General features: G+C 40.7%; 11 protein-coding genes. 8 read left to right on the top strand and 3 right to left on the bottom strand.

The window, feature by feature from the left end; all coding sequences use genetic code 11:
* Window positions 1-10 precede the first annotated feature (10 nt).
* The 3 genes from pstA to phoU are packed head-to-tail and all read left to right on the top strand — an operon-like array spanning window position 11 to window position 3,233.
* Window positions 11-1,648 (top strand): phosphate ABC transporter permease PstA, encoded by a 1,638-nt coding sequence (gene pstA / locus C9J46_RS11270; RefSeq protein WP_107205969.1) that lies wholly within the window; start codon window positions 11-13, stop codon window positions 1,646-1,648.
* Between the two features lie 46 nt (window positions 1,649-1,694).
* Window positions 1,695-2,513 (top strand): phosphate ABC transporter ATP-binding protein PstB, encoded by an 819-nt coding sequence (gene pstB, locus C9J46_RS11265; protein WP_107205970.1) that lies wholly within the window; start codon window positions 1,695-1,697, stop codon window positions 2,511-2,513.
* A 12-nt stretch (window positions 2,514-2,525) separates the two neighbouring features.
* Complete coding sequence (gene phoU / locus C9J46_RS11260) at window positions 2,526-3,233, top strand: phosphate signaling complex protein PhoU (protein ID WP_006646297.1); 708 nt, start codon at window positions 2,526-2,528, stop codon at window positions 3,231-3,233.
* Between the two features lie 85 nt (window positions 3,234-3,318).
* Here phoU and C9J46_RS11255 read toward each other — a convergent pair whose 3' ends face one another.
* Both C9J46_RS11255 and C9J46_RS11250 read right to left on the bottom strand, forming a co-directional pair.
* Entirely contained in the window at window positions 3,319-4,062 is a 744-nt protein-coding gene (locus tag C9J46_RS11255) for a copper homeostasis protein CutC (protein ID WP_107205971.1), read from the bottom strand.
* Window positions 4,063-4,282: 220 nt separating this feature from the next.
* Window positions 4,283-4,894, bottom strand: coding sequence for a peroxiredoxin C (locus C9J46_RS11250; RefSeq protein WP_045084291.1), 612 nt, complete (start codon window positions 4,892-4,894; stop codon window positions 4,283-4,285).
* A 131-nt stretch (window positions 4,895-5,025) separates the two neighbouring features.
* Between C9J46_RS11250 and C9J46_RS11245 the strand changes: the two genes are divergently transcribed.
* The 3 genes from C9J46_RS11245 to aceA all read left to right on the top strand — a co-directional run bounded on the left by C9J46_RS11245 (window position 5,026) and on the right by aceA (window position 9,656).
* The gene (locus C9J46_RS11245) at window positions 5,026-5,922 is read left to right on the top strand and encodes a hydrogen peroxide-inducible genes activator (RefSeq protein ID WP_107247366.1); all 897 of its coding nucleotides are present in this window, start codon (window positions 5,026-5,028) and stop codon (window positions 5,920-5,922) included.
* 678 nt (window positions 5,923-6,600) lie between these two features.
* Window positions 6,601-8,214 carry a malate synthase A gene (gene aceB, locus C9J46_RS11240; RefSeq protein ID WP_107290902.1) on the top strand — a complete coding sequence of 538 codons (1,614 nt, stop codon included), beginning with the start codon at window positions 6,601-6,603 and terminating at the stop codon, window positions 8,212-8,214.
* Between the two features lie 134 nt (window positions 8,215-8,348).
* On the top strand, window positions 8,349-9,656 hold the full coding sequence (gene aceA / locus C9J46_RS11235; RefSeq protein WP_107290901.1) for an isocitrate lyase: 1,308 nt from the start codon (window positions 8,349-8,351) through the stop codon (window positions 9,654-9,656).
* A gap of 148 nt (window positions 9,657-9,804) precedes the next feature.
* Here the strand turns inward: aceA and C9J46_RS11230 are convergent, their stop codons facing one another.
* Window positions 9,805-10,272 (bottom strand): CBS domain-containing protein, encoded by a 468-nt coding sequence (locus C9J46_RS11230; protein WP_107290900.1) that lies wholly within the window; start codon window positions 10,270-10,272, stop codon window positions 9,805-9,807.
* A 275-nt stretch (window positions 10,273-10,547) separates the two neighbouring features.
* On the opposite strand from C9J46_RS11230, the gene queA reads away from it, so the two are divergent.
* The gene (queA, locus tag C9J46_RS11225) at window positions 10,548-11,600 is read left to right on the top strand and encodes a tRNA preQ1(34) S-adenosylmethionine ribosyltransferase-isomerase QueA (protein ID WP_005369318.1); all 1,053 of its coding nucleotides are present in this window, start codon (window positions 10,548-10,550) and stop codon (window positions 11,598-11,600) included.
* Window positions 11,601-11,901: 301 nt separating this feature from the next.
* On the top strand, window positions 11,902-13,029 hold the full coding sequence (gene tgt / locus C9J46_RS11220) for a tRNA guanosine(34) transglycosylase Tgt (RefSeq protein WP_005369317.1): 1,128 nt from the start codon (window positions 11,902-11,904) through the stop codon (window positions 13,027-13,029).
* Window positions 13,030-13,041: the final 12 nt, after the last annotated feature.

The raw sequence follows: 13,041 nt of genomic DNA, 5'->3' as shown, positions 1-13,041 counted from the left end.
GGAGGTGATCATGATTAAATGGTTTAAATCTGGCTCTCCTTGGATTTGGGTAACTGCGGGTGCGGTTAGCCTAAGCCTTGTTGCTGTTTTAGGATTATTATTACTTATTGGTTATAAAGGCTTAAGCTACTTTTGGCCTTCACCTGTTTATCAATTCGATATTGATATTGCAGGTAAACACCAAACCGTGATTGGTGAGTTGTATGACAGTAAAGCGATCCCGTTGCAGCAGTTGCGTGAAGCTGGGGTTGATGTTTCTCATATGCCTGGTCCGGTTGAGATGCGTTATCTCATCAAAATTGGTAATCGTGAACGAGTGGGCACCGACTTTTTTACGGTATTAAAAAGCCAAATAAAACATCAAGAAATAGCGAAAAACATTGCTGTTGTCGATCGAGAAACGAATGGTAAGTTTTATGGCTATCCTATCGCAATCATGGCAAATGGTGTGCGTAATAGCATGGACTATTTACCTATCGCGTTAAGTGAAGCTTCTGCAATTAGAACTGAATTAAAGAAACTACAACAGATCGAAATTGCAGATACGAATTGGCATTTAGAAAAGCTACGTTTAGAAAAGCGTCAATTAGCTTTAAAAGATAAATTAACGTCTGACGAAAAAGCACGGATTGAACGTGAGGAACTGAACTATAAAACGATTTATAAAAACATTGAAAATCGTTTGTTTTCATTACAGTCTCAACTAGATAGTGCCAGTTTATTACTTCGAGATAGCCAAGGTAAAACGATCACCTTATCGATGTCTCAAGTACTAGATATGTGGTATCCCAATAAATTAACCTTCATTGAAAAGTTTCAGCATTGGGGGAAACAGGTTTATAAATTTTTAACCGAAGCGCCCCGTGAAGCTAATACCGAAGGCGGTGTATTTCCGGCAATCTTTGGTACAGTATTTATGGTGTTGCTAATGAGTGTCATGGTGACGCCATTAGGCGTATTAGCAGCAATTTATCTTCATGAATATGCAGGGAATAATAACTTTACAAGGATCATACGTATTGCGGTGATTAACCTTGCGGGTGTACCGTCTATTGTTTATGGGGTGTTTGGGTTAGGCTTTTTTGTGTACATGGTAGGGGGGACAATTGATGATGTCTTTTTCTCTGCTCAATTGCCAACACCCACATTTGGCACCCCTGGGATTTTATGGTCGGCATTAACATTGGCGATCATGACATTACCGGTTGTTATTGTTTCAACAGAAGAAGGTTTATCGCGAATACCGAGTTCAGTGCGAAATGGCTCTTTGGCACTAGGTGCAACTCAAGCGGAAACCTTATGGCGTATCGTGCTTCCTATGGCAAGCCCTGCCATTATGACGGGGTTGATTTTAGCGGTCGCAAGGGCGGCGGGTGAAGTGGCGCCGTTGATGTTAGTTGGGGTCGTAAAAATGGCACCAACATTACCCGTTGATGTTCATTTTCCTTTTGTTCACCTTGATCGTAAGTTTATGCATTTGGGGTATCATATTTATGATGTTGCGTTCCAAAGCCCGAATGTTGAAGCGGCAAGGCCCTTGGTTTATGCGACGTCATTTTTATTAGTGACGGTGATTGTAAGTTTGAATTTAACCGCAATTGGGATCCGTAATCATCTGCGTGAAAAATTTCGCTCATTAGAATTGTGAGCAAACGTAGTGCGATGAATAGTCGATTATAAACAGAGAGAACATTATGTATTCTGCTTCACCATCAATAGGTTTATTTGAACCCGTCGATCTCTCTTCGTTACCCGATGAGCAAACGGCATTATCGATTGAAGGTTTGAACCTACACTATGGTAAAACGCAAGCTTTGTATAATATCAATATGCGTATTCCTAAAGGTCAGGTTACTGCATTTATCGGCCCTTCAGGTTGTGGTAAATCAACGTTATTAAGTTGTATTAACCGAATGAACGATTTGATTGAAGGCTGCCATGTCGATGGTAAAATTATGCTACATGGACAAAATATCTACGATACAAAAGTGGATGTTGCGTCATTACGTCGTCGTGTAGGAATGGTGTTTCAACGCCCGAATCCTTTTCCTAAATCCATATATGAAAATGTGGTTTATGGTTTACGTCTACAAGGGATCAGTGATCGACGTATTTTAGATGATGCGGTTGAAAGTTCATTGCGTTCGGCAGCGTTATGGGATGAAGTAAAAGACAGGTTGCATGAAAATGCGTTTGGTTTATCAGGAGGCCAACAGCAGCGTTTAGTGATTGCGCGTGCGATTGCTATTGAACCTGAGATATTACTACTTGATGAGCCAACATCAGCGCTGGATCCAATATCAACCTTAACGATTGAAGAGTTGATCAATGATCTAAAAACCAAATATACCGTGATTATCGTGACACATAACATGCAGCAAGCAGCACGGGTGTCAGATCAAACAGCTTTTATCTATATGGGAGAGCTGGTGGAATACTCGAGCACCAATGATATTTTCACCACCCCAAGAGAAAAACGTACTGAAGATTATATTACAGGACGTTATGGTTAAGGACACACCATCATGTTAAATAACATTAGCCTTGGTCGACATATTTCTGGTCAGTTCAATCATGAATTAGAAAGTATTCGTACCCATGTTTTAGCGATGGGCGGCTTAGTTGAACAGCAGTTGGCAGATGCCTTAAAAGCACTGCATAAACAAGAAGAAGATTTGGCGAAACGCGTGATCCAAGATGATCGCAAAGTTAATGCAATGGAAGTCGCAATCGATGAGGCGTGTACGCGTATTATTGCTAAACGCCAACCGACAGCCAGTGACTTACGTCTTGTTATCGCAATTATAAAAACCATTACCGATTTAGAACGTATTGGTGACGTGGCGGAAAGTATTGCTAAAGTCGCACTAGGGAATTTTACTAATAAGCAATATAACTTGTTAGCATCGTTAGAATCTTTAGGTCAAAATGCAGTACGCATGCTACATGAAGTGCTAGATGCTTTCGCCCGTATGGATGTTAAAGCCGCGATTGATGTTTATCAAACGGATGATCGAATTGATCGAGAATATGAAGCAATTATTCGTCAACTGATGACTTACATGAAAGAGGATCCCGATTCTATTCCTAGTGTGATGAAGGTGATGTGGGCGGCGCGCTCTATTGAACGTGTGGGGGATCGTTGCCAAAATATTTGTGAATACATTATCTATTTCGTGCAAGGTAAAGATATTCGCCACACTAACCCAGAAGATATTACTAACTTCCTATAATACTCGGGATACATGAATCTGTAATAAGGGCGCTGAGCTTGATTTAGAAACTTAGCGCTCTTTTTAGTTGTGTTCATTTACCGGCTTATTCTCTTCTCAGCTTAGATTTGACACTTTTGATCGTATCAATACTTGTCACTGGGATTTGAAAATCATCAAAGATGGCGTTGCCCATATGTGCACTAGAAGTGTGATTTAATATTTTACTGGGGCGCGTTGTTTTACCAGAAAGATGCACTTCTTTTATTCCCGTCTCAGCAACTAAGGTTTGAACATTATCTGGTGTGACGCCAGCACCTGCCATAATACTGAGCCTATCACCACAATAGCGAACCATTTTTTTGATCATAGCGGCGCCTTCAGGTGCGGTAGCTTCAAGCCCAGATGTCAGTACGCGCTCGCAGCCGCAGCTCATAATGGTATCTAATGCTGCAAAAGGATCGACACATTGATCGATGGCTCGATGAAAAGTCACCCCTAAGCCTTTCGCTTGTTTTATTAAGCTCGCAACGGTTGTGCTATCGATAAGGCTTTGTTCTGTGAGTGCGCCAATGACGATTCCTTGTAATCCTGCTTGATGGGCTGCATGAATGTCGGCAAGCATGATCTCAATATCGTCACCACTAAATAAAAAGTCACCTTGGCGTGGTCTGATCATGGCGTAAACCGGAATGTGTGCTTGTTTTGCGGCTAAGTGCATAAAACCAGCACTTGGCGTTAACCCGCCTAGTGCGAGAGAGGAACACAACTCGATACGTGTTGCGCCACCTTGTTGGGCATAGTGGAGTGATTCAAGATTATCGATACAAACTTCAAGTTGAATAGACATAATTTTTAATGAAATAAAAAGCGTGTATTGCAGTGTAGAGGATTGGCAAGGTAGGAGCGAACAAAGACGGGATATAATGTGCGATTGGTTGTAAATTACAGATAAAAAAAGGGCCTGGTATAATCCAGGCCTCATTATATTTCTTATCTTTGAGCTGACTGTAGCTTTATGTTTAGCTGATTGTCAGAAATAACACCGTGAGCATGGTGTTATTAGATAATTATTTCTTACCTAGGTCTGCAGTGTGCTCAGATAGGTAGTCTGCTACACCTTTTGGTGATGCGTCCATACCTGCTTTACCTTCTTCCCACTGTGCTGGACATACTTCACCGTGTTTTTGGTGGAAGTTTAATGCGTCAACCATACGTAGCATTTCGTCGATGTTACGGCCTAGAGGTAGATCGTTAACCACTTGGTGACGTACAAGGCCATCTTCGTCGATTAGGAAAGAACCACGGAAAGCAACGCCTGCTTCTGGGTGCTCAACGTCGTAAGCTTTACAAATTTCATGCTTAACGTCAGCAACTAGTGGGTACTTAACTTGACCGATACCGCCGTCTTCAACAGCAGTGTTACGCCATGCATTGTGAGAGAATTGAGAATCGATAGAAACACCAATTACTTCAACACCTTTCGCTTGGAAATCTTCGAAACGCTTGTCAAAAGCGATCAGCTCAGATGGACATACGAATGTGAAGTCTAGTGGATAGAAGAAAACTACCGCTTTTTTACCTTTAGTGAACTCTGCAAAGTTGAAGTTATCAACGATTTCGCCGTTACCTAGAACAGCTGCAGCAGTAAAATCTGGTGCTTGACGACCTACTAGTACCATTTTGGTGCTCCTGAAATATTGGGTTTTGCTAACCTTCGGTGGTTAGCTCCATACTTGGACGAGACAAACTATAGCCAAACTGTTAAATTGAAAAAAGCGGAATAAACAGATTGAAGTAATCGAAAAATACGATGAATAAGTTTCCCTCGTTAAAACAATTGCATTACCTAGTTACTCTATCGGAAACCCGGCACTTTGGCGAAGCGGCAAAAAAGTGTTTTGTGAGCCAGTCGACACTTAGTTCGGGGATCCAGAATTTAGAAGATTTATTGAGTTGCCAACTTATTGAGCGTGATAATAAATCCCTTGTTTTTACCAGTATGGGGGATGAGGTTGTGGTGCGTTCCCGTGAGTTACTGGCACGCAGCCAAGATTTAATTGAATTGTCCCATTCTGCCGGTGATGGTATGGAAGGTCCTCTTCGTGTGGGATGTATTCCAACGATAGCGCCTTTTCTATTGTGTGATTTGGTGCAGGAGGTTAATCGACGCTATCCCAACCTTAACTTACTCTTACGAGAAGATACGACCACGAATTTACTTACAGCTCTACGCAATGGTGAAATGGATGTTCTGATCCTTGCACTACCGATTGAGATTAACGGTATGCACAGTAAAGTGGTTGGGCGTGATGCATTTAAAATGGTGATCAGTAAAAACCAAGCTGAACGTGTCTCTGTACCGTTACGTTATGCAGATTTACCTGATGAATCCGTCTTCTTACTAGAAAAAGAGCATTGTTTAACTGAGCATGCTGTTTCTGCGTGTAAGCTAACAACGAAAGAAAAAATTAATCCATTCACTGCAACTAGCTTGCATACCTTGGTTCAGATGGTAGCCAATGGATTAGGAACGACATTTATTCCCCAAATGGCAATTGAGCACGGTATCTTAGATAACCAGAATCTGGTGGTGATTGAGCCACCAGGCCAAGCGGCATTTCGTGAAATAGGATTAGTTTGGCGACCAACGTCTAGTAGGGTTAATACCTTTGAAAAGCTTGCCTCTCTCGTTGAAACCTTATTATAAGTAAATTATCACTATATTAGAGAAGTCTGAATGGGTGCCGTTATTATTTGAAATGATAATAAGTGGTATTTTTCAGGCTTTTTTTATTTAACTTTGTCGTCATAATAAAAAATCATTAATTTGGATTAAAATATTGAAAACTCTCAATTAAACGGCATTTTAATCTTTTTGTTGTGATGGGTTTAAGTTGCTGTTTTGATGGATTATTTTGTTTTGCGTCACAAACAAAGAATAGTGATATTTATCAGTATATTCCTCCTTTGTTTAACTACAGTCTTAATAATTACTTTTAAAATATATTAAATCAGATAATTACCTTCCCTTGATAAAATTATTTTTGTTTAAAACAAATATTATCAATAAATTCTAACTTCCTCGTTGTGTAATAAAATTACGTAACTACATACAAAAAATATCATTATTAAAACAAGTTGTTGATTCCGAGTTATTTACTGACTTTTGTTTTAATTCAGTGTTTTGACTTTTTACTCTAATTTTTTTAACTTTTTGTTTTTGAAGGGTTTTGTTGTTTTATTGTGATTTTGGTTGGAAAAGGTGAAATTTGCTTTTTGTTATATGTTGCGGCAACGTAAAGGGAAAGTTAAGAAGTAAATAACATTAAAAAGCTCTTGAGGCTTATTGATAAAAGTAGTGATTAAGTTACAAGGATGGGGCGTTATGGCAGATACTGCGGTTCAATCTAATTACCAAATGAAATTATCATTACAGCAACCGTTAACAGAAACTCAGCGTGAAATCCTAACTGATGACGCGTTGCTTTTCTTAGAACGTTTAGTGGATCGTTTTGCTGAACGTGTTCCATTGTTGCTAGAAGATAGAGAACGTCGTCAATGCCTGATAGATAAAGGGCAATTACCTGACTTCAACCCTGAAACAGAGTCTATTCGACAAGCAGAGTGGAAGATTCAGAATATTCCAGCAGATTTGCAAGACCGACGAGTTGAAATAACAGGCCCTGTGGATCGTAAAATGGTTATTAATGCACTTAACGCCAATGTGAAAGTGTTTATGGCTGACTTTGAGGATTCCTTCGCGCCGGCATGGAATGAAGTTATTGAAGGTCAGCGTAATCTGCGGGATGCGGTGAATGGTACGATTAGCTATACCAATCCCAACACTGGTAAACATTATCAACTTGCTGAGGATCCTGCAGTATTAATTTGCCGTGTGAGAGGGCTACACCTTCCTGAAAAACATGTGCTATGGAATGGAAAGCCCATTCCTGGGGCGCTATTAGACTTTGCCTTATACTTTTTCCTGAATCAAAAAGCATTACTAGCCAAAGGCAGTGGTCCTTATTTCTACCTACCAAAACTACAGGCTTATCGTGAAGCCGCATGGTGGAGTGATGTGTTTAGCTACACCGAAGATGAGTTCGGTTTAATGCGCGGAACAATTAAAGCAACGGTACTTATTGAAACTTTACCTGCCGTGTTTGAAATGGATGAAATCCTTTTTAGTTTGAAAGAACATATTGTTGGGCTTAATTGCGGTCGTTGGGATTATATCTTTAGCTACATTAAAACCCTTCGCCAGTATCCCGATCGTATTTTGCCTGATCGCCAAGTTGTAACCATGGAAAAACCGTTCCTTAATGCTTATTCACGTTTGCTGGTGAAAACCTGCCACCGTCGTGGCGCATTTGCGATGGGAGGCATGGCCGCTTTTATTCCATCTAAAGAAGCAGAGCGTCAAGCATGGGTGCTTAATAAAATTCAAACAGATAAAGCACTGGAAGCGAGTAATGGTCATGACGGTACATGGGTTGCACATCCAGGTTTGGCTGACACCGCTTGTGGAGTCTTTGATCAGGTACTGGGTGATCGTAAAAATCAATTAGATATTACCCGAGACGGCGATGCACCCATTACTGCTGATGAGTTATTAGCGCCGTGTGATGGTGAGCGTACAGAAGAGGGGATGCGTCATAACATTCGTGTTGCGGTGCAATATATTGAAGCTTGGATCTCCGGCAATGGCTGTGTACCTATCTATGGCTTAATGGAAGATGCAGCAACAGCTGAAATATCGCGAGCTTCAATATGGCAATGGATTAAACATGGTAAAGCATTATCAAACGGTAAAGTCGTAACTAAAGCTTTATTTGAGCAAATGCTAATAGAAGAAATGCGAGTTGTAGAAGCTGAGCTCGGTGATGAGCGCTTTAAGCAAGGGCGATTTGATGAAGCTGCAGCATTAATGGCAAAACTAACGATAAGTGAAGAGTTAGATAATTTCTTAATCCTTCATGGCTATGAATATTTGAATTAAACGCAGTCGCGTTTGAGTAAAACTGAGGATCCGCGGTAGTTGAGGGTAAGCAGTAATAGAACCACCTTAGAACGTAATATCAATTGACCATCATACCAACGGATTAATGCGGACAGAGACGAGGGATAACCATTATGACATTAACACGCCAACAGCAAATCGAAGCAATTGAAAAAGACTGGGTAGAAAACCCACGTTGGAAACATGTTAAACGTACCTATACTGCGGAAGAAGTCATTAACCTGCGCGGCTCATTTGCACCTGCAAATACGATTGCCCAGCGTGGCGCAGATAAATTATGGCAATTAGTGAATGGTGATGCCAAAAAAGGCTATGTAAATTGTCTTGGCGCTTTAACTGGCGGTCAGGCAGTACAACAAGCAAAAGCCGGGATTGAAGCGATTTATTTATCAGGTTGGCAGGTTGCGGCTGATAATAATACTGCGTCGACCATGTATCCTGATCAATCTCTCTATCCTGTCGATTCAGTACCTGCGGTTGTTAAACGTATCAATAATTCATTCCGTCGCGCAGATCAAATTCAGTGGGCGAATGGTGGTAACCCTGAAGATGGCGTTGATTACTTTTTACCTATTGTTGCTGATGCAGAAGCCGGATTTGGTGGCGTATTAAATGCGTATGAATTAATGCGTAGCATGATTGAAGCAGGGGCGGCTGGTGTTCACTTTGAAGACCAATTAGCATCGGTAAAAAAATGTGGTCATATGGGCGGCAAGGTATTAGTACCGACACAAGAAGCGGTACAAAAGTTAGTTGCAGCTCGTCTTGCGGCTGACGTGGCGGGAACCACGACTTTAGTGATTGCTCGTACCGATGCCAATGCAGCAGATTTATTAACGTCCGATTGCGATCCGTATGATAAAGATTTCATTATTGGAGAGCGTAGCGCAGAAGGTTTTTATCGTGTTCGTGCAGGGATTGATCAGGCCATTGCTCGTGGCTTAGCGTATGCGCCTTACGCTGATTTAATTTGGTGTGAAACAGCAACACCATGCTTAGAAGAAGCACGTAAGTTTGCAGAAGCCATTCATGAACAATACCCAGATCAACTCCTGGCTTATAACTGTTCACCTTCTTTTAACTGGGAGAAAAACCTTGATGCTGAAACCATTGCTAAATTCCAGCAAGAACTTTCCGACATGGGCTATAAATACCAGTTCATTACATTAGCGGGTATTCATAATATGTGGTTCAACATGTTTGAATTAGCCCATGCTTATGCGCAAGGTGAAGGTATGCGCCATTACGTTGAAAAAGTTCAGCGCCCTGAATTTGAAGCAGCCGATAAAGGTTATACCTTTGTTGCTCACCAGCAAGAAGTGGGAACAGGGTACTTTGATACCATGACCAATACGATTCAAGGGGGGAATTCTTCAGTGACCGCATTGACGGGGTCTACAGAAGAAGAGCAATTTAAGTAAACCTAAAAACAGTTTTAAGATAACGTGTTTATAGTAGTGACTATCCTAGCAGTGTTGTTATCAACAGTACTCATGTATTAAGCCGCATATAATACCAGTACTTGTTAATTACGTTATCATCGGGGAGCAGTGATGCTCCCCTTTTTTATTAATCAAGAATATCAAGGGTATCTAAATCAGGCTCAATAGGATCGACTTCTTCTTGCATTTCTAGCAGTGAAATTGCAATTGATACAAAATCACTATCTATAATAATACCCACTAATTTTTTATTTTTTAGTACGGGTAAGCAACCTATTTTATGCTTTTGCATATAAAGTGCTGCTTCTTTTAATCCTGCACGATAATCCACACTCATTATTTTTGTTTTCATGCCTTGTTCAATTAAAACATCAAGTGGGGAAGACAGTGGATTTTCAATAATTGATTTTAGATTGGAATCTTGGGCTGACAAAATATCGCGCTGGCTTACTAACCCGATAAGTTCATTGTTGTGGTTGGTGATCGGTATATGGCGAATAGATAAAGTATCCATCATTTCTTTCGCATCAAGCAACGTATCATTACGTGACAAAGTACGCGGTTGGGGTGTCATCATATCGGCAACGGTAAACATATAAACCTCCATGCAATACTGCAAAAAATCGCGAACGGTGGTTCTATTCGCTGATCTTTTTTCAATATATCGGAATACGTTGTTTGCACGCATGATGAATATCAAATATTTCAATATAATATTTGTGGTCTTTATTCCTTGGTGGGATGAGTGTCTGATATCAGACGATATGAAAGAAATTCTCATATTACGAGATCTAAATTACAGTTGGGTTTCGCATCTTAAGGGAAGTTAAGTATATAATGCCCGCTTGCTGTGATTTAGGGCGTAATACAATGCAAGTTTCAGATTTTGATTTTGACTTACCAGATGAGCTGATTGCTCGTTATCCTCAACCTGAACGTACCGCGAGTCGTTTATTACAAATGACGGGCAATACGGGTGAATTGGCACATAAAGGTTTTAAAGATGTGCTAGATCTTGTACAAGCTGGTGATTTACTTGTATTTAATAATACTCGTGTGATCCCTGCGCGTATGTTTGGACATAAAGCTTCAGGTGGTAAAATTGAAGTTTTAGTTGAGCGTATGCTTGATGACAAATCTATTTTAGCGCATGTTCGTGCCTCTAAGCCGCCGAAACCAGGTAATGAATTATTATTGGGTGAAAATGGTGAGTTTTCAGCTGAAATGGTTGCCCGTCATGATGCATTGTTTGAAATTCGTTTTAATAGCGATAAAACAGTGCTGGAGATCTTAGATGCAGTGGGTCATATGCCGTTGCCTCCTTATATTGATCGCCCAGATGAAGATGCTGATAAAGAGCGCTACCAAACAGTATATAATGCCAAGCCTGGTGCGGTAGCTGCACCAACAGCAGGCTTACACTTTGACGATAAGCTAATGGCGGATCTAAAAGCAAAAGGTGTTAATTTTGCTTTTGTCACTCTGCATGTCGGTGCTGGTACGTTCCAGCCTGTGCGTGTTGATGATATCAATGATCACCATATGCATTCTGAATATGTGGAAGTTCCTGAAGAGGTTGTTACTGCTGTTAACGAGACGCGTGCAAATGGCGGACGAATTATTGCTGTGGGGACAACATCTGTACGTTCATTAGAAAGTGCCGCACAAGATGCCCTAAAAAATGGTACTGAATTTAAGCCATTTTTTGGTGATACTGAGATCTTTATTTACCCGGGTTATCAGTTCCAACTCGTGGATGTGTTGATTACTAATTTCCACTTACCAGAATCAACATTAATTATGTTAGTTAGTGCTTTTGCGGGTTATGAAAACACCATGAATGCCTATCATGAAGCAGTAGCAAATAAATACCGCTTCTTTAGTTATGGCGATTCAATGTTTATCACTCGTAAAGATGTATAAGGCTTAATAGGTATACATTTTTACCAAGAAAAGGTTGAGGCTGCTTTTTGTTACAATTGCAGCCTTTGTTGTGTCTGTAGCATAGTATAAATTCTATGATATTAAGCCAGCCACAACGTTACGTTCTTCCGCTACGCTTTAGGTTGTCATTGCCAATATGGTTTGATGAGTTAAGGTGCAGTCGGCAATCATATATCTATATATTGTGATTGTTTTTTGTGGCTGATCAGGCGTTTGCCTGTGGGGCTAGGTCCTGTAATGGGAAATACGTCAGATTGTTTCTCTGGCTTTTGGAGGTTTTGTGAAATTTGAATTAGATAAAACGCAAGGTCGTGCTCGTCGCGGTCGTTTGCAGTTTGAACGTGGTACGGTAGAAACACCTGCGTTTATGCCAGTAGGTACTTACGGTACTGTTAAAGGTATGACACCTGAAGAAGTTAAAGATACGGGTGCTCAAATCTTACTGGGTAACACGTTCCACCTATGGTTACGTCCTGGTCAAGAAGTGATGAAGTTACATGGTGATTTACATGACTTTATGCAATGGCAAGGTCCGATCCTTACCGATTCAGGCGGTTTCCAAGTATTTAGCCTTGGCTCTTTACGTAAAATCACTGAAGAGGGGGTTCACTTCCGTAACCCTGTTAATGGTGACAAGATTTTCATGGACGCTGAAAAGTCGATGGAAATTCAAAAAGATCTTGGTTCTGATATCGTAATGATTTTTGACGAGTGTACGCCATATCCAGCGACACACGACGAAGCGAAAAAGTCGATGGAAATGTCACTACGTTGGGCACAGCGCAGCCGTAATCATTTTGATAAGCAAGAAAATCCAAATGCACTGTTTGGTATTGTTCAAGGTGGTGTATACGAAGATCTTCGTGATGTTTCTGTTGAAGGTCTAACCAAAATTGGTTTTGACGGTTATGCAGTAGGCGGTTTAGCGGTCGGTGAGCCTAAAGAAGACATGCACCGTATTCTTGAGCACACGTGTCCACAACTGCCAGAAGATAAGCCTCGCTACCTTATGGGTGTAGGTAAACCTGAAGATTTAGTGGAAGGTGTTCGTCGCGGTATTGATATGTTCGATTGCGTAATGCCAACACGTAATGCCCGTAATGGTCACCTATTTGTGACTGGTGGTGTGATCAAGATCCGTAATGCGAAACATAAAACAGACACAACGCCTTTAGATCCGCATTGTGACTGTTACACTTGTAAAAATTACTCTAAAGCGTATTTGTACCATCTAGATAAATGTAATGAAATCTTAGGTGCACGCTTAAATACAATTCATAATTTACGTTACTACCAACGCCTAATGGCAAGTATTCGTAAATCAATTGAAGAAGATCGTTTCGATGCGTTTGTAGAAGAGTTCTACGCGCGTCGCGACCGTGAAGTTCCACCATTACAAAATGTTTAAAACGAGGACGTT

The organism is Photobacterium sp. GB-36, assembly GCF_003026135.1.
Classification (GTDB): Bacteria; Pseudomonadota; Gammaproteobacteria; order Enterobacterales; family Vibrionaceae; genus Photobacterium.
This window is presented reverse-complemented; position numbering and strand designations above follow the sequence as displayed.

Coding starts and splice junctions, on each gene's coding strand:
- C9J46_RS11255 (WP_107205971.1), bottom strand. CDS start 4,062: ATGTCTATTCAACTTGAAGTTTGTATCGATAATCTTGAATCACTCCAC.
- phoU (WP_006646297.1), top strand. CDS start 2,526: ATGTTAAATAACATTAGCCTTGGTCGACATATTTCTGGTCAGTTCAAT.
- aceA (WP_107290901.1), top strand. CDS start 8,349: ATGACATTAACACGCCAACAGCAAATCGAAGCAATTGAAAAAGACTGG.
- C9J46_RS11245 (WP_107247366.1), top strand. CDS start 5,026: ATGAATAAGTTTCCCTCGTTAAAACAATTGCATTACCTAGTTACTCTA.
- pstB (WP_107205970.1), top strand. CDS start 1,695: ATGTATTCTGCTTCACCATCAATAGGTTTATTTGAACCCGTCGATCTC.
- pstA (WP_107205969.1), top strand. CDS start 11: ATGATTAAATGGTTTAAATCTGGCTCTCCTTGGATTTGGGTAACTGCG.
- queA (WP_005369318.1), top strand. CDS start 10,548: ATGCAAGTTTCAGATTTTGATTTTGACTTACCAGATGAGCTGATTGCT.
- aceB (WP_107290902.1), top strand. CDS start 6,601: ATGGCAGATACTGCGGTTCAATCTAATTACCAAATGAAATTATCATTA.
- C9J46_RS11230 (WP_107290900.1), bottom strand. CDS start 10,272: ATGTTTACCGTTGCCGATATGATGACACCCCAACCGCGTACTTTGTCA.
- C9J46_RS11250 (WP_045084291.1), bottom strand. CDS start 4,894: ATGGTACTAGTAGGTCGTCAAGCACCAGATTTTACTGCTGCAGCTGTT.